The sequence below is a fragment of the Streptomyces sp. NPDC002306 genome (genome assembly GCF_053593435.1).
Map to the genome: position 1 here is coordinate 18112 of NZ_JBSFCK010000024.1, position 19117 is coordinate 37228.

Genomic DNA, 19117 nt, shown 5'->3' on the forward strand with positions numbered 1-19117 from the left:
CCGACGAGCGACCTCCAGCGTTCCGGCGTCGAACCGAGGACCTGGACAGCGGGAGTGGCCACCTGCCTGCGTTTCATCTCACGCGGCGGATGGCGAGGGGGGTTTCACGGGGGAGGGGTCCGCGTGGCGCCGCTCTCCATCGGGCTGGTCACCAGCCATTTCCTGAACGCCCCGAGCCGTCGGCCCCCTTCGCTCGTGATGAGCGCGGAGGGCGCGGCCGGTGGTTGGTACGGGTGCGGGTACGGTTCGCCCGAGGGCTGGGCCGACTACGCGCGGCTCGCGGTGTCGGCTTCCCGCGAGGTGAGCCACGCGCGGTAGTGGCGCAGCGCCTGTCGCTGTCGGCGCCGTTCGGCGAGCAGGGCGTACACGGGGTGGGTGTGGGGCCTGGGACTGCGTCCGCGAGCCAGGCGGCGCAGCTGGTGACGGACCTGCGCCATGCTCGCGGCGGAAGCGAGGGCCTTGTCGGACCAGGTCACCGGCCGCGGCTGCCGGTCGGCCTCGCGGTCGTCGCGCCAGAGGTCGGGCAGATCGGGAGTGAGGGCGAGGGCCGTGCCCATCCCGACGAGCGCCACGCCACTGGCGAGGACCTTCTCGGCGGTATCGCGCCGGGTGATGCCGCCGGTGAGCATCAGCGGAAGCGGGCTGGTCGTGACCAGATCCTTGGCCAGGTCCAGGAAGTACGCCTCACGGGTCCGGGTGCGCGCGTCGGCGGGGCGGCCGGACATCGCGGGGCTCTCGTAACTGCCGCCGGAGAGTTCGACCAGGTCGACGCCGAGCGGTTCGAGCATCGTGATCACCTGCCGCGCGTCGTCGGCGTCGAATCCGCCTCGCTGGAAGTCGGCGGAGTTGAGTTTCACCGCGACCGCGAAGGAGGGCGAGACCGCCGCGCGCACGGCGCGGACGACGTCCAGCAGCATCCGGGCCCGGTTTTCGAGGGATCCGCCCCACTGGTCGGTGCGCTGGTTGACGAGGGGGGACAGGAACTGCGAGAGCAGGTAGCCGTGTGCGGCGTGGATCTCCACCCCGTCGAACCCCGCCTTCTCGGCGCGGTGGGCCGTGACCGCGTACCGGGTCACGGTGGCCTCGATCTGCTCGGGGGTCATGGCGGCGGGGCGGCCGAAACGGCTGCTGTGCCTGCCAAGGTCGACCCCCACCGCGGACGGGCCCCACACGACGCCGGGCATGTCCGCCTGGATCTGGCGGCCGGGGTGATTGATCTGCATCCACATGGCTCCGCCCCCGGACTTGCCGGCCTCGGCCCACTCGGTGAACGGCTCCAGCGGCGCGGCCTCGTCGAGCACGACACCGCCGGGACCGGTCAACGCCTCGGCGTGCACCATGACGTTCCCGGTGATCAGCAGTCCGGCACCGCCACCGGCCCAGTGCCGGTACAGCGACAACAGCTGACCGTCGGGCAGCTGGCCCGCGCCGGCCATGTTCTCCTCCATGGCCGCCTTCGCGATCCGGTTGCCCAATATCTGCCCGGAGCGCAAGGGCAGCGGTGAGAACAGTTCGCTGGTCATCCGGGTACTCCTCGTCATCGATTACAATGTGTACACCGTTCACATTAGGCGAGCAATGTGCGCGGTGTAAACATGAGAGAGGGTGTCCCGTGCCACAAGCGAGCGACTCGTACCATCACGGCGACCTGCGCGCCGCCTGCCTGCGTGCCGCGCGGGAACTGCTGGAGGAGGACGGCAGCGCGGGACTGTCCCTGCGCGCGGTCGCGAGACGGGCCGGCGTGTCGGCCACAGCCCCCTACCGCCACTACGCGGACCGCGACGCTCTCGTCTCCGCCGTCGCCGCCGAGGGATACCGCGAACTCGGCGGCTATCTGTCCGCGGCCCATCCCTCTTCGACGACCCCCGACAACCTCGCCGCGATCGCCGTCGCCTACGTCCGCTTCGCGCTCGACCACCCGGCGATGTTCCGGGTGATGTTCGCCGAACCCTGCGATCCCGACAACGAGGAACGGGCCGCCGCGACCGCCGCCCTCTCGGAGTACGTCCGTGACATCGTCCGCGGCGCTTTTCCCGGCGCCGACCCCGAGGTGCTGGCGACCCCGGTGTGGGCCCTGGTCCACGGCCTCGCATTCCTGCACCTCGACGGCAAGCTCGACACCTCGACCCCCGAAGTGGTCGCCCATCAGGTCCGCACAGCCGTTTCCGCGCTGCTCGCCATCTCCCCGATCACCTCAAATGCGGCTGCGGCTGCGGCGCCGAAGCAGACGAAGGCGTGAGGAACGTATGACCGCGCGACCGCCCGGACAAGCGACCGCAGCCTGGGCGACTCGCCCGGTCAAGGGGCGGGGACGGCGCGCACCCCACGTCGGGTTTTCCGTGTGCGGTCGCCGCACGACGATGGTCCGCCGCTCAGCGGCGGACCATCGTGATGGGGCCTGATCGGAACCGAAAAGCCTAGCGGGCGGTGCGTCCGCCGGGCACGGGCAGGTGCTCGCCGGGCACCACCGTGGGGCCGGCCACGGGCCGGCCGGTCGCCGTCGGCGTGGTACCGGCGGCCAAGGACGACCGTGCCGTGGTGGACGCCGACGGAACATCACCGTTCGCGAACGAGTAGGTGGTGGTCCAGGCACTGCTCGCGGCGATCGCGGAACTGATGGAGGTGCGGTTGGCGACCGAGTACGACGTGTTCCCGCCGAAGGTCTGCACGCCCCAGATACTCGCGGCCTCCTCGTTCAGGTACTTCCCGGCGGGCGCCGAGAGAGCGGACGCGGCCGACCAGAGCATCGGGCCGTAGGTGGCGGCGGCGCTGCCACCCGCGGCCGCGTTCTGCCAGTTCTGGGTGTCCTCGACGGTGGCCACGGTAGGCGAGGTCCACCAGAACCGGGCCAGGTTGGCGGCGACGTCCTCGTGTGTCTTGCCGCCGATGGTCCAGAAGTTCCAGACCTTGGTGAACGTCGTGTGTTCCATCGCCCAGGCCGCGTTGGGGCCGACCGTCACCAGATTGGTCTTCTTCGGGTTCAGCGCGTTCAGGTAGTTCTTGACCGAGGACGGGACGGTCCTGCCGTTCGTGAGGATGACCACTCCGGTGCCGCGGTAGCCCAGCGCGCCGGCGGCCGACGCCGCGGCGATCGGGTCGCGGTACTCAGCGCCGTCGGCGACGAAGATCCAGCTCGGGGCCGCGGTGATCTGCTTGGCGACCCGGACCGACAGCGCCGAGAGGTCGGGGGCGTCCAGACGCAGCGCCTTGTAGCCGAGCGCCTGCACCTGGCTGGCCACCTTGGTGGAGAGGACGCGCGTGCTGCCGTTGAGGTAGACGGTGGCGCCCTTGGGAAGCGTGCGCTTGAGCTCCGCGGCCGTGGCGGAGTCCAGACCGCTGCCGGACGTCATCAGGACCGGGCCCTGCTTCTCGGGGGCCAGCGCGACGGCGGGCGCCGAGTAGGTGGCGATGCCCTTGTTGACCAGCACCGCGGACCTGGCCGCGATCAGGCCGGGCACATGCGTCCCGCCCGACTTGTCGAACGTCCAGCGGGAGGCGGCCGCGTCGATGCCGACGGAGCCCGTCCCGTACACCCGCACCAGGGAGTTCTTCCGCAGCGGCTGCCAGGCGGGTCTGCCGCCCTTGCCCGCACCGGTGACCTCGGTGGACGTGCCGCTCGCGAGGTCGAGCAGCCGTACCGTCTGCACGTCGTCGGACCAGCCGGCGTGCGAGGTGTGCGCGTCGTAGGCGATCCGTCCGCCGGCCGGGTCCCACGTCGGGTTCAGGTGGTCGGACGCGTCCGTGGTCACCTGCTGGATGTTGCCGCCGCTCGCGTCGGCCGTGAACAGCTGGGTCCAGTCGTCCACGACGCGTGTGAAGGCCAACTTGCCGCCGTCCGCCGAGAACACCGGCGACGAACCGGACGCGATGATCTTCTTCAGGGCCTTGGTGGCGGGGTCGTACGTCCAGATGCCCTGGTTGTCGTAGCAGCCGTAGTTGTTGCGCCGCTCGAAGGCCAGGGTGCCCGTCGGGCTCGCCGTCGGGTGGAGGTCGCAGACCGTCGAAGGCTCCTGAGCGCTCGTCAGCAGCGGCTCCGGGGCCCACGAGCCGTCCGAGGGCCCGTAGGCGAGCTGGCCGTCCGTGCTGAACACCACGTACCGGCCGTCCAGCCAGAACGTCGGGTCGTCGTACGACGCGCTGGAGCGCACCTTGGTCGCCCAGGGCAGGGTGATGAGCGAGGTGGCGCCGGTGGCCCGGCCGGTGGCCAGCTGGCTCCATCCGGCAACCAGCCTGCTGCCGTCCGGCGCCCAGTTCGGGCTGTAGTGGTAGTTCGGGATGTTCGGGACGGAACGCAGACCCGTGCCGTCGGCGTTGACCACCTCGACGCCCGAACCGCCGTACAGCCCGATCTGACCGGCGGTCACCTCGCCGGCCGTCGCGGGAGCCGCCTGCGCGCCTGGCGCCAGCGCGCCGAGCAGACCGGCCACCAGCGAGGCGGCCGAGGTGATCGCCGCGAGGTCGCGGCGCTTGCGAGAGTTCAAGAGAAAGCCCCCCAGAAAGAGTCCCTGTTCGCCTGCCGAGCGCCTCGCCCCTCGCGTCCAGGTGCGCGGATACGCAGCCCCTGCGATCTCGGCGCGCGCTCATGCGCGCGGCGCTCCAGGCCCCCGGAGATCACTCGTCAGCAGACGGACACTATGTGATGGCACGCGATCCACCGCCAAGCGGATTTGAACGCTGGATGAACAAATGTGTGTGTCGCCTGTGGCCGATGAGGCGCTCTGCTGTGCGGCAGCGACGTCCGGTCCATCGATGGCGACCCGCGCCCGTTCTCCAGCGTCGGCGACGAGCCCGACGAACACATCCGTGACGAGCCGCACCACCGACAGAGCAGGCTGGGCTGGCTCACCGGAGGTTCGGTTCGTCGGTGGGCTGGGGGACGTCGCCCTCGTGACCGGGCTGGGAACCGACGGCCGGCGTTGGCAGGCGTGGCTGAACCCGGATGTCGCCGCGGCACTCCTCGTCGAGACACCTGAGGATCTGGACGACGAGGCCCTGTGGCTGGACACACCTGAATTCGACGAGGCCGTGAAACGCAAGCGCGTGGAGATCGAAGCGAGTGTCCCAACCGGCGCTGAAGGCGCGCTCGCTTGGGCGGAAGCTGCCGGCATCCCAACTGGAGGGCAACAGTCCCGGATCGAGGAGCTGCTTCGCTCGCGAGAGACGTTCGTGGAGGACATCTTCGACGCGCTGCTCGGCGAGTTGGGTTTTCCTCGGGCCACCCGCCCCTCGACAGGTCCGTAAGGAGCGGAGTCGCACCGCTAGGTGAAGTCCTCCGCCGGTGGCGACGGTGTTATCCGCCGGAGGGATTCCCGTACGACCCTCGCGAAGGTTCGCGGCCACCTCGACACATCCGGATTCAGCGCGTCGGATGATGCCATGACGGCAGGCCACACGACAGCTGCTGGACCCGGGAAGGTAGGTGGTCCCTCAATCCGCCGTGGCCAGCTCCACCGCCGACACGACGTCGGCCCGGGTCGGTGCCCCGGAGGCGCGGCGCACCACACGGCCGACGGGGTCGAGGACAAGCACGGTCGGTGTACGCAGCACGTCGACGCGGCGGACCAGGTCGAGCCGCGCTTCGGCGTCGATCTCCACATGGCGCACGCCAGGTGTGCCGGCGGCCACGTCGGCCAGCAGGCGCCGGGTACCGGGGCAGGTCGCGCACAGGGCCGTGGAGAACTGCACCAGGGTCGCCCGCTCGCCGAGCGGCTGACCCAGCTCACCGGAGGACAACTGCAGCGTGCCGTCCCGGCCTTTGTCGCGCAGTTTGCCGTCACGACGGGCGCGGACCAGCCCGAAGACGGTCGCGGCCGCCAGCGCGAAGGCCGCCACGAGCAGCCCGGTCGGATCGTTCATGACAGCCTCACCCGTGGCTCAGCCGGGCCCGGCCGCGGAGCGCGAGCAGGTAGAGCTCGCAACCCAGGCAGTAGCCGAAGGCGGCGTTCAGAAAGGCGGCCATGAGGGCCGCCGCGCTCGCCGTGATGCCGAGCCAGGTGGCACCGGAGAGGTAACCCGCCGCACCGACGACCGCGAAACTCAGGCCGACCGCCTGCGCGAACCGTGGCGGTCGCTCGTCCTCGAGCTCCCGCGGCGGCCCGAGACGGGGACGCACCAGCCGACGGTAGAGCCAGCCGTACGGGGAATGGCGCATCCCCAGAATCGCGGCGAGGGCGAAGACGACAGCCTGCGCCGCGAGCAACACGCCGCTGCCCGTGGCCAGGACCACGAGCAGGACAAGGGTCGTCAGTACGGCGGCGAAGCGCGGCCCACGCGGGTCGAGTCGCACGGGTACAGCGGAGGTGAGGTCAGGCATGGCGAACTCCGGGACGATACGAAGGGATCCTGGCGAATCGGGCGCGCGGTCAACGACACGCGGCGGACCACACCCGACCGAAGTCGATGTGAGCCCTGATGACCAGGAACGTCGCGGAGAACATGCGGTCATTGCAGCAGCCACACCCGCCGCGGTCAATCACCGCTCACCTGCTGGACATGCGGGCCGACCGCCGAGGGCGAGCAGGAGCACGACACCGCGGTGCCGCGTGACGACCACGGCCCAGCCGCCGAGGAGCCCTGGGGCCACAACCGCCACGGCGGCAGCCGAAACAGACCCGCACACCTCGCGCCGGGACGGCCGCCGCCCGCAGCCAGCCCGCCAGGTCAGGCCGGTCCCGGCGGGCGACTGGGAAGCGGGTCCCTCGCGGTGCCCGGCAGCTTCCTACTGGCCGAGCGTCTGGTCGCGCTGCTTCTTGACCTGTTCGGTGAGATCGCCGGTGTCGGCGGCCGGCGGGGCAGTGATCGGACGGGTGGTCCCGAACTTGAGGAAGTCCATGGTCACCGTCATACCGCCGCCGAGCTGCTGCACACGTACGGGCAGGTCGTTCGCGTCGACCCAGAGGTCGACGTCCATCTTCCCGCCGGTCGCCGCCATGGAGTTGAGGGCCGCCTTCTTCTCCTGGGCGGTGAGGTTGGACGCCTTGATCTGTGCCGTGCCGACGCTGCCCCGGTAGTGGGTGGCCTTCTTGCCGCGAATTGTCTCTTCGCCGAGGTCCTTCACGTTCTTCGAGGCGCCGATGTAGCGCAGGCCTGCCGTGGGGTCGGCGTTGGCCGCCATGTTCTTGGCGCCCGACTCGCCCATGATGGCGGAGACGTCGATGCGCATCCAGTGCTTGCCCTTGAGCGCGCCACGGGGCTGCGGGTCCACCTCGTAGAAGTACGCCCCGTCGACCAACTTCATCGTCATTGTGGGGTCGTCCTGCAAGGACTGCATCTGCGCGTTCGCCGTGTCCATCTCGACGTCGAGCGCGGCGCCGTCGCCCCAGGAATAGGTGCCCTTCATCGAGATGGGCTTGCCGCCGGCCGAGGTTATCGCGACGGTCGACTCCACCTCGGCCGAGCCGAGCTTCGACGTCTTGTCGGATGCGCGGGTCAGCGCCGCCATGATCGTGTCGGCATGGCTGACGGCGTTGGCGGTCTGCTTCGCAGCTTCCGAACCGCATGCGGTGGTCGCGGCCAGCGCGGCGACGGCGATGCCGGCCCACGTCACAGTCCGGATGTGCTTCATGTGTCCCGCCCCTTGTTGTGAGGTTCTTGTGCCCTCGGTGAGGAGGAAAACGATAGTCGCGATCTTGCGTGGGTCCGCAGCGGCCCGGCTTCGTCCTCCCCGGCCCGCACTCTCCGACCGCGCCGAGGCCGCTACGACCGTACTGAACGCTCGAACCGCTCCCGAAGGCTCGTATGCGAGAGGGAGGTGTAAGGCCTTGGGGGTGGGTTGGGCGCGCCGCTGGGCGATGGGTCAACTCGATTTTCTGGCCTCAGTGTTGGCAGCCGTTGTGGCCGGACCGGCGGTGCGGTCTCTTCCTGAGGGAGGGCGTCATCGTCAGCGAGCGCCGGCCGCCGGCCCCCGCAACGCCCGTGCGGGGGCTCGGACCTGGACGCGGCGCTCACCGCGCGCCGACAGGAGTAGTCGGTGCGCCGACTCTTGTGTCAGGTCACGGGGTGGTGGTCCTGTCGGCCTGGTCGAAGAACTTCATGGCCATGAACCCGTGTGCGTAGCTGCCACCGGCGCGCAGGGCCGCGGCGGTCATGATCGTCTCGGCAAGTTCCTGCTGAGTTGCCCCCGCGGTATGCGCGGCCTTGGTGTGTGCCTCGATGCAGTAGGCGCACTGGGTGGTCAGCGCCACGGCCACGGCCATGAGCTCGGTGTATTTCGGCGGGATGACATTGTTGCCGCCTCGTAGGACCTGGTTGTCCCAGGCCATGAACGCCTTGAAGGCATCGGGGGCGCCTGCGCGGATGTGTTTGGCGTACTGGTGGTCGGTGTGCTCGTGGTAAGACACAACGCTCCTGATGTGTCGGCCGTGTGGGGTGTGGTGGCCCGGCAGCCGGTCGGTGTGTGGGGGGAGTCGACGAGTGATCGCCGGTCAGTAGATGTTGCGTCCGGCCCTGACGCCGCCGTCGACGTCCCAGGTGGCGCCCGTGACCCAGTCGGCCTGGTCGGACAGGAGGAAGGCCACGGTCGGAGCTACGTCGTCCGGGGTTCCGATCCGGCCGAGGGGGTGGAAGCTGTTGAGTCCGTCGAGCGTGGCGTCGATCTCATCCTTGGGGATGAAGGCCTCGTAGATGGATGTGCGCACCACGGCGGGAGCCACGGTGTTGACCCGGATTCCGTGCGGAGCGAGCTCCATGGCCAGGTGCTGGGTGAGGGAGTGCAGCCCGGCTTTGGCCACCGAGTACGCCGAGGACGGGGTGGCGGCCATCGCCTGGTGTGCCAGCATGCCTCCGATGTTGACGATGGCGCCCTTGTTGCCGCGGGCGATCATGTTGCCGGCGACGGTCTGGGTCACGAAGTAGAAGGCCCGCGTGATGGCCTGGTAGCGGTCGTAGTCCTCCTGGCTGTGCTCCAGGAATGTCTTCGGCTCGAAGACACCTGCGGCATTGACGAGCAGGGTCGCGTCGGCGTGCTGCTCGGTGAGTTCGTCGCGTAGGCGATCCACTGCGGCACGGTCGAACAGGTCGGCGGCCAGGCCCACGGCCTTTCCGAATTCGGCCAGCTCGGCCGCGGCCTTTTCGGCGCTTGCGTGGCTCCGGCCGGTGACGACGGCGCTGCCGCCGCCCTCGAGTACGCGGCGGGCGGAAGCCAGCCCCATACCGCTGGTGCCGCCGATGACGACGACCTTCCGTCCGGTGAAGTCGAGCGCGTTGGTGGACATGCTGTGTGCTCCTTACATGCGCTTCGCGTCGGTTCGCGGGAACCGTTCGGGTTCGGGTTCGCGTTCTGTGTAATATCTGGATAAAAGGGACCGTGTGGGCGTGGCTCAGACGTGGGAATGGCGGTCGCCCCGCCTGAGCGTGGAAGTGTCCGTGCTCCTTGCTTGCGCGAGGCAAGCGAGCGCGAGCACGTGATGCCGCGAGCCGTCCGCGACTCTCGAAGAGCGCCGGCTCGGGGCGGCGGTCCGGAACCTCGCGGCGCCGGCCCGTCTCCCCGTTGTCCCGGGGAATGCCTCGACTGTAGGACGCCCCATGCGGAGGCGGTAGAGGACAAGGGCGAATGCGGGTATAAGCGATGGCTATGCCCCGGACGAGAAGGCTGAAGTCGTGAACATCGAGACGTTGCGCTACGCCCAAGCGGTGTCCCGAACGAACTCCTTCAGTGCCGCCGCGCGCGCCTACGGTGTCACGCAGCCGGCGCTGTCGAACGGCGTTGCCCGGCTGGAGGAGGAGTTCGGCGTCAGGCTCTTCAGCCGCTCTCCGCGGGGAGTCAAGCCGACGCCCCATGGCGCACGGATTCTGCCGCTGATCGACCGCGTCCTCGACGACCTCGACACGCTCCTCGCCGAGACCCAACGGCTGGCCCGCCCGGTCACCGAGCCGATTCGCATGGGCGTGTCACCGCTGATCGGTGCCGAACTGGTGGGACGGGCGTTCCATGCGGCCCGCACTCTCAGGCGTCCGTGCGAGGTGGTCCTGCGGGAGGCGGATCAGGAGCCCCTGAGCAACGACCTCCAGGCGGGCCGGCTGGACATCATCCTTGTCCCGGCCGTGCCTGGTCTGCCCACGTTCCGGCACCGCGTGATCGCCCGGGAACCGGTGGTCGTGGTTGACCCCGCCGCACCAGGAGGCGAGGGCCCGGTCGAACTGAAGGATGTGGCGGACGCCGCCTACATCCTCGGCCCCAGCACCTGTGGCCTGACCACCTTCACGACCGAGCTCTTCGACGACAACCACCTGGCATTGCGTACCTACCCCGGAGAGGCGGCCAGCTTCAGGGCCGTGGACGAGTGGGCCGCGATAGGCCTGGGTGCGGCGCTGCTGCCACGCTCCAAGATCACGCACGAGCACGCGAGTTGCCGCCCTCTGCTCCTGGCCGGGGTGCCCGTCGACATCGCCTATGAGGCCGTCTGGGATTGCGACACCCCGCTCGGAGCCGACCTGGAGGAACTGGTCAACGCTCTCACCGGGTCCGACGGCCCGACCGGGAACGTCTGACCTTTCACCTCTGCGAGCCGAGCATCGGCGATAGGTCATCACCGCCGCAATCGCGCTGAGTTGCCTCCGGAGAGGTACGGCGGTGTACGGGTCGAGAGCCTGAGCGCCGCCCGCGATCTAGGGCAGAGCTTGGGCCTCTGGTCTCAGAGTGCGCGCGAGACTGGGCCGAGAGACACTGGAAAGGGCGTGTCTTGTGTGAGCCTCTGTAATTCTTGCGCCCCAATAATAGCGCCCAACTATGGTGACGCCTGAGGCCTCGCCGATTGTGGCAGGCGGGCGATTTAGGGCGAATCTGTTTCAGCGTAGTCGAATGTGTCGAAGGTCGAACAGTAGGAGGCGAATCGACTTCAGCATTCCGTCCGGTCAATTGCTATCGCATTCTTCCGGAAGTCGATTCCACGAAGGTGAAAAAGATGGATCTGAAGCTCGAAGTCGTTGTACTTCCCGTCTCCGATGTCGATCGCGCCAAGAGCTTCTACGAGACGGCGGGGTTCCGCATGGACGTCGACAACACGTTCAGCGACGATTACCGGTTGGTGCACCTCACCCCGCCCGGTTCCGCGTGCTCGATCATCTTCGGCGAGGGAATGGTCACCGCCGACCCGGGCTCGAGTCAGGGCCTGTACCTCATCGTCTCGGATGTCGAGGAGGCGCGCGCGGAGCTTGTCGGCCGCGGGATCAAGGTCAGCGAGGTGTTCCACGACGCCGGAGGACTCCTCCACCACGGCCACGAAGCCGGTGACGCCGTCCATCGAGGCGCAGGCCAGGAACGGATCGCCGGCCCCAACCCCGACCGTGCGTCCTACGCCTCCTACGCCACCTTCACCGACCCGGACGGCAACGGTTGGGTGCTCCAGGAGATCACGGAGCGGCAGCCTGGCCGGTGATACCGGCGGCGCCGACGCCCGTCGCTTGCCCAGAGGGAGAACGGGCCGCTTCCCGTTCTCCCTCTGGGCAAGGTGCGAAGCTCAAGAATGGCGGGCGGCAGCACTTTCCGCCGTATGGCAGGTGTCGCAGGTGAGTCGCCTGGCCTCGGGTGCCGGGTGGGAGGATTCCCTTGCTCCGGAGAGCGGTTCACTGGTGGCATGCGCGTGCTTTCCGCAGATCCCAGCCCCACACCGTGCACATACAGCTGCCGCTACGGATGGACTTACCGGTACGGTCGAAGCGCGACTCTCGAGAATGCAGTCAAAGCAATGCATGACAACCGGCCTTCCTGGGTTTCGAGGTCTGCCGCCCCTTGTATAGTATGCTGCGCCGGTTTAGGGCGCACCCGTAGATCCGTCATAGGGAAACGCCGATGGTTATCCGGCGGAAAAGATTAGCGAAGCCGCTTATGAGGCCCTGGCGGGTTCTGGATCGGTCTCCCCGTCGCACCTCGGGGTCGCCGTCCGGGAATGGCTGAGTGCGGGGTGGCGAGACGCGTTGCACGTTACTGTCCGTCAGTCCCTCAGCCCGTCAGCGGCTGCCAGGCTCATGCGGTGGCCACGCTCAGTCGACGAGGCGGACGCGTGACGAGCCGAGACCCGTCACGTCAACGCGAGCGCCCGCTGGACGTGGCCCATTCCCCTCAACGGGATCCGCCGTCAACGCCGTCTGCTCGGAGGTCGGCATCAGCAGTGCTGTGCGCCGGGCCGGTCCTGCGGACGTGCAGCACGCTGCCGTCCAGGGGCAGCGGAGTCCGGTCCACCAGGGTGAGGCCCGCGTCGGCGAACAGTCGGGCGTAGTGGTCGGCGCGCCGTTCGCGGCCGCCGACGTTGCACATCATGTGCAGGTCCCAGGCCGTGGCCAGCGAGGCCGAGCCGTCGGCGGGCAGGACGCGTTCTACGACGAGCAGATCGGCGGTGTCGGTCATCGCGCCGGCGCAGTGGCGCAGGATCTCGAGGCAGCGGTCGTCGTCCCAGTCGTGCAGGACGCGGGACAGGACGTAGACGTCGCCGCCCGCGGGTACGTCCGCGAAGTCACCCGCCCGGAAGGTGCACCGCGCCGTGTGACCCGCCGCACCGAGCAGGCGGCGGGCCGTCTCGACGGTGTGCGGGCGCTCCAACAGCACGCCGAGCAGGCGAGGGTGTGCGGAAAGGATTCGGCCGAGCAACTCTCCGTTGCCCCCGGCGATGTCGACCACGGTGGCCCCATCGGCCGCCGCGGTGAGGACCGGGTGGGCGGGCAGCGGGTCGAACATCCGTGCACCGGCGGCCATCGACTGGTCGAAGAGCTCGGCGAGTTCGGGATCGCGGGCGAAGTGGTCGAAGTGGTTCTCGCCGAAGCGCTGCTCGAAGGCGACCTGTCCCGTGCGCACGGTGTGTCCGAGCCCGGCGAAGGACTCGTAGAACGGTCCCCCGTACATCAGCGCCAGCGGCCGCATCGACCCTTCGGCGTCCGCGCGCAGCAGCTTGCCGGTCTCCGTGAGCCGGAAACCGTCGCGGCCCTCGCTCACCACGCCGAGCATGGTCAGGTAGCGCAGCAGAGTGGCCAGGTTCGGCGCGAAGGCACCGACGTGGCGCGCCAGTTCCGCCACGTCGACACCCCGCTCCTCGTCCATCGCTTCGGCCACCTCCAGCCGTGCGAACGTGGCCAGGGCCTGCGTGGTCCACGCCCCGGTCAGCAGACGCACCAGGGCCTCGGCGGGCTGTCGCCGGCGGTGTTCGTCGAGGTGGGGGGCGAGGATGTCGCGGTGGTCGCCGGGGACGTACAACTCCACCCGCCGGTAGGCGGCCTTGGCCTCGGCGGGCGCGGTGAAGTAGAAGACTGTGCCGTTCTCGTGCGGGTTGTAGCCGCCGCCGTCGGGGGTGGCGCCGTACTGCCCGAAGGCCGCGCACAGGCCGCGCAGCACCAACGGGTCCGCTGCCTCGACCTCGAAGGCGACATGCGCCTCGTGCTGCTGTTGTCGCTCGTGCGCGGCGAGCGTGTCGAGGTCCGACCCCGGCGGCACGGTCAGCGCGAACACCTCGACCACGCGTCGCGCCCCGTCCAGACACTCGACCGCGGGGCGCAGGACGCCGACGTCGAGCTCCGCCGCACCCCGCTTGTGCCGTACGGCCAGACGCTCGCGCACGACGACACTCGGCCGAGGCGGCGCGTCCGCGACGAGACCGCAGTCGGCGAACGTGACGTCCAACACCGCCTCGTCGGGCGGGAACACGAGCAGCGCCGCGTGCGAGAACTCGCAACGCTCCACCAACGCCCGCAGCTCCGGGCCGTCGAGCCCGGGAAGCAGGAGCGGAAGCAGCGTGGCGGTGTCCTGTTCCTTGACGAAGTCGACCGTCGCGCGCAGGCGGGACGTATCGCCCGACAATGCCGTGATCATCGCGGGGGATCCTCATTCCGGGGTTCGGATGTGTGCATACGGACGTACGCGGGTGCGGAGTTGGGGGATGACGGGCTACACGCCGACGTAGTGCTCGGCGAACCAGTCCTGGTGGCTGCGCGAGGTGCGCAGCGAGGTGAGACGGGAGCGGCGCAGGGAGTTGTGGAACAGCGACTCGCCGTCCGCGCCGGACGGGCCGTGCAGCAGCCCGATCATCCAGTGCGAGAACTCCTGCGCGCGCCAGATGTGCGTCAGACAGCGCGCCGAGTACGAGTCGAGGCCCTCGGGGTCTCCGGCCGTGAGGTCGTCGATCAGGGCGCGGGCCAGGATCGCCGCTTCGAGCACGGCGAGATTGGCGCCCTTCGCTGCGGACGGGCTGATCAGAGCGGCGGCGTCGCCCGCGAGGAACAGCGCGCCGTGGCGCAGCGGTTCGAGCACGTCGGACTCGAGGTCGACGACGGAACGCTGCGCGATGTTCCCGCGACGCAGCGGTCCGTACTCCCGCGCCCGCATCCGCAGTTCCAGTTCGTCCCAGATCCGCTCCTCGGACCAGGTGTCGGCCGGGGTGCCGCGCTCGCACTGCAGGTAGTAGCGGGTGACTTCGCTGGTGCGGGCCATGTGCCCGGCGAATCCGCGTTCGTGGACCGCGTACCCGACGGCGTCCATACTGGGCGGCGCCTCGGCGAGCAGGCCGAGCCAGGTCACGCCGTGATCGCGGTGGTGGCGGACCGAACCGTCCGGCAGGGAACGCCGGGCCGCGCCGTGACGTCCGTCGCAGCCGGCCACGTACCGTGCCCGCCACAGGGCCGGCCGCCCGTCCGGCTCACGCACGGCCACCTCGGGCCGCTCGCTGTCGATGTGGCGCACGGCCATGGCCTCGGTGGCGAAACGGATCTGTCCGCCGTGTTCAAGGAACCGTGTCAACAGGTCTGTCACCAGGTCCTGTTGGGGGTAGACGGTGTGCTGTTCCCGCTGCCCGAGCTCGCTGTAGTCCAGCCGGAACCGGCCGTCCTCGGTACGGAACTCGCAGGTGCTGTGGGCCAGCCCGTGCCGGTGCAGCCCCTCGGCGAGGCCGTGCCGGTGCAGGATCCGCACGGTGTTGGCGGCCAGGAATCCGGCACGTGCCCGCGTCTGCACGTGCGTGCGCTCGGCCCGCTCCAGGACGACGCAGTCGATCCCCCGGTCCACAAGGATGTTGCCGAGCACGAGCCCGGCCGGCCCGGCGCCGAGGATGACCACATCGGTCGCGTGGTCGCCCGGATGCCGTTGGCTTTTCCCGTCTGTCACGGAAACACATACTAAGTGGCTGAAAATCGGTTCTCGCGCCGAAGTCACCTGAATGCCCTGGTTGAACGGCGAAGGGATACTCACTCCGGACAGGCCCAAGTAGGCCTTGGCCGGGCGCGTATGGGCATGCGTGTGTCGTGGTGGCAGGCGAGGCGGCCACCGGCCCGCCAGGAAGCCGAGGGCGCCGAGACGGTAGATGACGGTGACGCCACGCTGGCCTGCGCCGCCAGCTTGGAGGGGTCGCAGTCCTGTCCGGTGCCGGTGACCAGGCCGCCGCCCTGGAACCACACGATCACCGGGCGGCGTTGCTGACGTAGCCGCCAGGCGCGGTCGCGCCGAGCACCGCGCCGCCGTCGGCGGTGACGATCGGAGCATTGCCGGAGCCGGCCAAAGCAGTGCTCCCGTGGCCTGTCTCCGCGGCTCGCGGTCGAGCCGCCCGGCATGGTCGAACCGGAGCTCGCCGAATTGGCCCCACCGTGTATGAGCCGTACCGGCGCCGTCGCAGGGGAACGGGAGGTGCCTGGGCGCCGCACCGGACGGTCTGCGTCACGACGCTCCCGTCAACCGGGCGATCAGCACGGCCGGTTCGCGTTCGCCGGCTTCATGCCATGTCACTGCTCGACTGCGTGCTGATCACTGCGGTCCGACCCACGGCTACTACCTGGACGTACCGTTCGCGGAGACCCTCGCCCGGCACGCCACCAAGCTGATCGCCGACGAGGTCGACGAGATGCAGTTGCGTGACTGGTACCGGCCGCGTGATCTCCTGCCCGGTGACGCGGAGACCTCATCGGCGCCGGAAGCGCCCGGCACGAGACCGTCGACCGCATCATGCGCGAGACCGGCCTGGCCCGCCTGCCCGCCCTGGAACGCTGACCGACACCGGCCGGCGCAGGTAAAACCGCGAGGTCAACCACGCCATCAGCAGGAACTGGCGCAGCATCTTCCGCCGCGCGTGTTTGAGCCGCGGTGAGGCGTGCACGCGCCCGGTATGACCCATTCGAAGCGGGAGACAGAACGAAAGTACGAAGCGTCGTCGGCTGATGACACCTCGTGGCTGCCGGACCTCGTCGGCGTCGACGACATCGACTCGGTCCTGGAGAAGGGCACCGACGAGCTGGACGCCGTGTACTACGACACCGACGACCTGCGCCTGGCCGGTTCAGCGGCCACGGTCCGACGGAGGACGGGCGGGTCCGACGCCGGCTGGCACCTCAAACTGCCGATGTCCGGGGACAGCCGGGAGGAGGTCCGCACACCGCTGTCCGACACCCTTCCCGACATCCTGTGCGAGCTGGCACTGTCCCGCAGCCGGGGGGCCGAGCTGCGGCCGGTGGTCCGTATCAGGACCTCCCGCCGCACCCTGCACCTCGTCGGCTCCAACGGCACGGTCCTCGCGGAGGTCAGCCTCGACGAGGTCCGCGCCAAAGCCCTCCTCGGCACGACCGCGAAGGCATCGTGGACGGAGATGGAGATCGAGCTCGCCGAGGACGCCGATCCCGGGCTGCTCGACATCGTGGAGAAGTCGTTGCGCAAGAACGGCGTCGAGCGTGCGGGCCATCCGTCCAAGCTGGCCCGCGCCCTGGCGGAGACGGGAGCGGGGGCGCCGCGTCGGACGGACACACGTGCCGGGAAGGTCGTATCCGGCTCGGCCGCCGAGGAACTCCTCCGGTACGTGGACGAGCAGGTACGCGCCCTCGTGGAACTCGATCCCGCCGTGCGCCGAGACCTGCCCGACGCGGTGCACAGGATGCGGGTGGCCTGCCGTCGGCTGCGCAGCACCCTGCGTTCCTACCGGGCGGTGCTGGAGCGCAAGGTCACCGATCCGATCCGCGAGGAGCTCAAGTGGCTGGGCGCCGAGCTGGGCGTGGAACGCGACCAGGAAGTCCTCATGCAACGGCTCGGCTCACACATCGCGGACGCGCCCCGGGAACTGGTTCTGGGGGCCGTCGGCGCGCGGTTGCAGGTGTGGAACGTCGCCCGCACCTCCGAGGCGCGGCAGCGGACCCTCGACGCCCTGAATTCGCCCCGCTACCTGCGCCTTCTGAACTCTCTGGCCGCGCTCACGGAGCAGCCCCCACTGCGACGCAAAGCCGTCCTCAAGCCGGAGAAGGTGATGGTCAAGGCGATCCTCAAGGAGTACGAGCCGCTGGCCGACCGGGTCGCACACGCCGGCGAGCTGTCAGCGGGGACGGAACGCGACGCGGCCCTTCATCAGGCACGCAAGGCCGCCAAGAAGACGCGGTACGCCACCGAACCGGCGCGTGCCTCGCTCGGTGGCCCCGCCAAGCGGCTCGGCAAGCGCGTCAAGGCGGTGCAGAAGGTGCTCGGGGACCATCAGGACAGCGTCGTCGCGCGGGACGCGCTGAGACAACTGGCCCTGGCGGCGCATGCGGCGGGAGAGCCCAGCTTCACCTGGGGCATGTTGTACGGGCAGGAGCGAGCCGTGGCCGACGCCCGGGAACGGGAACTGCCCGCGGCGTGGGCCGATGTGTCGAAGGCCGCGCTCCGCAAGGAACTCGTTCGCTGAGAATCCACCTTCGTTGAATGGGCCACCGCCGCACCATCGCTGCGAGTCCAGCGCCTCCCGGCCGACCGGGTTCCGACCCGGTTCAGGAGCGGCGACGAGGGCGATACCGGCGCGATGCCGGTCCGCCTTCGTGGGTCCCGTGGTGAACGGCGGACGACGCGGCCGTGACCGATGTCAGCGGCCGTCCTGAGAGGCGTCACGGTTGGGCAACACCCCGCTCGCGGCCATGGCCGTGCGCCTTCCCGACCGCATCATGAGAGCCGGTGGGGACGGACAAGGGGGCGGGGGAGCAGTGGAGTTCACGGTCGAGCGGACACTCAGACGACGGGGCCGGCGATGGGTGGCCGGAGGTGTCGTCGCTGTCGTGGGAGCACTGGTCTGGCTCGCGCTCTCCCGGCAAGCCGGGGGACCGGCGGTGGTGGGACTCCTGGCGCTCGCCGTCGTCTACGCCGGGGCCAAGGACCTGGGCAAGGCCCGGCTGCCGTTCCGGTTGCGCGTCGACGGTTTCGGGATCACTCTCCACGACGCGGAACTCGCCTGGGAGCAGATCGACGCCGTCTCCCTGTGGCACCTCCCGAACACCGGTGAGAACAGCGACACCACCACACCGCCCAAGCCACGCCTCACGCTCTGGCCGGCGGCCGGTGTCACGCTGCCCCGCAAACCCGACCGGACGCTCGAAAGCCGGCTGCGCTATACGATCGTCGACTGCGAGGACCTCGACCAGAGCGTGTCCGCGCTGACGACCGTACTCGCCGAACACGGCGGCGCCGCCTTCGAGACCGCGCCGCGCGCCGTGCGTCCGCCGATCCCCGTCACCGTGTCCGGGCTCCGCGTGCCCGGCGGGGAGCGCGAGTTCGTCGACCGGCGAAGGGCCGGCACCTGGGCACTGATGTGGGGGGCGCTGACCGTCGTCCTCGGATACACCTTCTGGGAACTCGTCCACGGCCGAGCCGTCGGCCCCGAGCCCTTCACCGCGCTGGGCCCGCTCGGCGCGATCGGCTGTGCCTACCTCGCGGCCCGCTCCTACCGGCGCTGGCGCAAGCCCTTGCGCCTGCGGGTCGGCCCGGCCGGCGTCGGCATGCGCGACGTCACCCGCGAGGAATCGTTCTTTCCCTGGCAGGACATCGCGGCCATCACCGTCGGCCGCCCGCCGACCAGCACCGACCCGCGTCCATGGCTCGTGGTGTGGCCGCTGCCCGGGACCCGGCCGCACGACAACCCCACTTACCTGGCCGACGGACACAAGGCATTCGCCCTGGTGCGCCTGGACCGGCTGCCCGGCGGTGCGGACGCGGTCGTGCCGGTGGTGCGGGCATTCGCGGGGGAGCGGTACGCCGAGACGGCATGAGCCGACGGTGAACCGCGGGTGGGCGAGGCCGGTGCTGCGTACGGCCCGCTGGACGGCGTCCCGGGCCGGGCCACCGCACCTCATCGCCGACGTCGCCGCGGCACACGCCCCGATGTGACCGCCCCGGGATCGACCGGCCGCCTCACCGCGCCGT

The 19117-nt window shown here is 69.9% G+C and carries 15 protein-coding genes and 1 pseudogene; 7 read left to right on the forward strand and 9 right to left on the reverse strand.

What is annotated here, in order from left to right; genetic code table 11:
• Positions 1 to 266: 266 nt before the first annotated feature.
• Positions 267 to 1523, reverse strand: coding sequence for an NADH:flavin oxidoreductase/NADH oxidase family protein (locus tag ACWCQK_RS31485; RefSeq protein ID WP_451160767.1), 1257 nt, complete (start codon positions 1521 to 1523; stop codon positions 267 to 269).
• A gap of 89 nt (positions 1524 to 1612) precedes the next feature.
• On the opposite strand from ACWCQK_RS31485, the gene ACWCQK_RS31490 reads away from it, so the two are divergent.
• A complete protein-coding gene (locus tag ACWCQK_RS31490; protein WP_451160769.1) occupies positions 1613 to 2239 on the forward strand; it encodes a TetR/AcrR family transcriptional regulator in 627 nt (208 codons plus the stop codon).
• A gap of 178 nt (positions 2240 to 2417) precedes the next feature.
• Here the strand turns inward: ACWCQK_RS31490 and ACWCQK_RS31495 are convergent, their stop codons facing one another.
• Positions 2418 to 4481 carry a TolB family protein gene (locus ACWCQK_RS31495; protein WP_451160771.1) on the reverse strand — a complete coding sequence of 688 codons (2064 nt, stop codon included), beginning with the start codon at positions 4479 to 4481 and terminating at the stop codon, positions 2418 to 2420.
• Between the two features lie 322 nt (positions 4482 to 4803).
• Between ACWCQK_RS31495 and ACWCQK_RS31500 the strand changes: the two genes are divergently transcribed.
• Positions 4804 to 5241, forward strand: a complete 438-nt coding sequence (locus ACWCQK_RS31500) for a hypothetical protein (RefSeq protein ID WP_451160773.1) — start codon at positions 4804 to 4806, stop codon at positions 5239 to 5241.
• Between the two features lie 186 nt (positions 5242 to 5427).
• Here the strand turns inward: ACWCQK_RS31500 and ACWCQK_RS31505 are convergent, their stop codons facing one another.
• The 5 genes from ACWCQK_RS31505 to ACWCQK_RS31525 all read right to left on the reverse strand — a co-directional run bounded on the left by ACWCQK_RS31505 (position 5428) and on the right by ACWCQK_RS31525 (position 9212).
• The gene (locus ACWCQK_RS31505; RefSeq protein ID WP_451160775.1) at positions 5428 to 5856 is read right to left on the reverse strand and encodes a thioredoxin family protein; all 429 of its coding nucleotides are present in this window, start codon (positions 5854 to 5856) and stop codon (positions 5428 to 5430) included.
• Between the two features lie 7 nt (positions 5857 to 5863).
• Positions 5864 to 6286, reverse strand: a complete 423-nt coding sequence (locus ACWCQK_RS31510; RefSeq protein ID WP_451160882.1) for a DUF4395 domain-containing protein — start codon at positions 6284 to 6286, stop codon at positions 5864 to 5866.
• A gap of 432 nt (positions 6287 to 6718) precedes the next feature.
• Positions 6719 to 7564 carry a hypothetical protein gene (locus tag ACWCQK_RS31515; protein ID WP_451160777.1) on the reverse strand — a complete coding sequence of 282 codons (846 nt, stop codon included), beginning with the start codon at positions 7562 to 7564 and terminating at the stop codon, positions 6719 to 6721.
• Positions 7565 to 7991: 427 nt separating this feature from the next.
• A complete protein-coding gene (locus tag ACWCQK_RS31520; protein WP_451160779.1) occupies positions 7992 to 8339 on the reverse strand; it encodes a carboxymuconolactone decarboxylase family protein in 348 nt (115 codons plus the stop codon).
• An 84-nt stretch (positions 8340 to 8423) separates the two neighbouring features.
• Positions 8424 to 9212 (reverse strand): SDR family NAD(P)-dependent oxidoreductase, encoded by a 789-nt coding sequence (locus ACWCQK_RS31525; RefSeq protein ID WP_451160781.1) that lies wholly within the window; start codon positions 9210 to 9212, stop codon positions 8424 to 8426.
• 385 nt (positions 9213 to 9597) lie between these two features.
• Here ACWCQK_RS31525 and ACWCQK_RS31530 point away from each other — a divergent pair, with 385 nt between their 5' ends.
• Positions 9598 to 10488: a LysR family transcriptional regulator gene (locus ACWCQK_RS31530; RefSeq protein ID WP_451160783.1), complete on the forward strand. Its 891-nt coding sequence runs from the start codon at positions 9598 to 9600 to the stop codon at positions 10486 to 10488.
• A gap of 413 nt (positions 10489 to 10901) precedes the next feature.
• Positions 10902 to 11375: a VOC family protein gene (locus ACWCQK_RS31535; protein ID WP_451160785.1), complete on the forward strand. Its 474-nt coding sequence runs from the start codon at positions 10902 to 10904 to the stop codon at positions 11373 to 11375.
• 683 nt (positions 11376 to 12058) lie between these two features.
• Here the strand turns inward: ACWCQK_RS31535 and ACWCQK_RS31540 are convergent.
• Positions 12059 to 13795: a methyltransferase gene (locus ACWCQK_RS31540; protein ID WP_451160787.1), complete on the reverse strand. Its 1737-nt coding sequence runs from the start codon at positions 13793 to 13795 to the stop codon at positions 12059 to 12061.
• Positions 13796 to 13870: 75 nt separating this feature from the next.
• Complete coding sequence (locus ACWCQK_RS31545; protein WP_451160884.1) at positions 13871 to 15034, reverse strand: 4-hydroxybenzoate 3-monooxygenase; 1164 nt, start codon at positions 15032 to 15034, stop codon at positions 13871 to 13873.
• A 664-nt stretch (positions 15035 to 15698) separates the two neighbouring features.
• On the opposite strand from ACWCQK_RS31545, the pseudogene ACWCQK_RS31550 reads away from it, so the two are divergent.
• From ACWCQK_RS31550 to ACWCQK_RS31560, 3 genes and pseudogenes are all read left to right on the forward strand, one after another.
• A pseudogene (locus ACWCQK_RS31550) lies at positions 15699 to 15958 on the forward strand (kinase); the annotation flags it as partial.
• Between the two features lie 115 nt (positions 15959 to 16073).
• The gene (locus tag ACWCQK_RS31555; protein ID WP_451160789.1) at positions 16074 to 17612 is read left to right on the forward strand and encodes a CYTH and CHAD domain-containing protein; all 1539 of its coding nucleotides are present in this window, start codon (positions 16074 to 16076) and stop codon (positions 17610 to 17612) included.
• A 364-nt stretch (positions 17613 to 17976) separates the two neighbouring features.
• Positions 17977 to 18963, forward strand: coding sequence for a hypothetical protein (locus tag ACWCQK_RS31560; RefSeq protein ID WP_451160791.1), 987 nt, complete (start codon positions 17977 to 17979; stop codon positions 18961 to 18963).
• Positions 18964 to 19117: the final 154 nt, after the last annotated feature.

What these genes read in the sequence shown, in the direction of transcription:
- ACWCQK_RS31535 (WP_451160785.1), top strand. Translation starts at nt 10,902, where the DNA reads ATGGATCTGAAGCTCGAAGTCGTTGTACTTCCCGTCTCCGATGTCGAT.
- ACWCQK_RS31485 (WP_451160767.1), bottom strand. Translation starts at nt 1,523, where the DNA reads ATGACCAGCGAACTGTTCTCACCGCTGCCCTTGCGCTCCGGGCAGATA.
- ACWCQK_RS31525 (WP_451160781.1), bottom strand. Translation starts at nt 9,212, where the DNA reads ATGTCCACCAACGCGCTCGACTTCACCGGACGGAAGGTCGTCGTCATC.
- ACWCQK_RS31505 (WP_451160775.1), bottom strand. Translation starts at nt 5,856, where the DNA reads ATGAACGATCCGACCGGGCTGCTCGTGGCGGCCTTCGCGCTGGCGGCC.
- ACWCQK_RS31540 (WP_451160787.1), bottom strand. Translation starts at nt 13,795, where the DNA reads ATGATCACGGCATTGTCGGGCGATACGTCCCGCCTGCGCGCGACGGTC.
- ACWCQK_RS31515 (WP_451160777.1), bottom strand. Translation starts at nt 7,564, where the DNA reads ATGAAGCACATCCGGACTGTGACGTGGGCCGGCATCGCCGTCGCCGCG.
- ACWCQK_RS31555 (WP_451160789.1), top strand. Translation starts at nt 16,074, where the DNA reads ATGACCCATTCGAAGCGGGAGACAGAACGAAAGTACGAAGCGTCGTCG.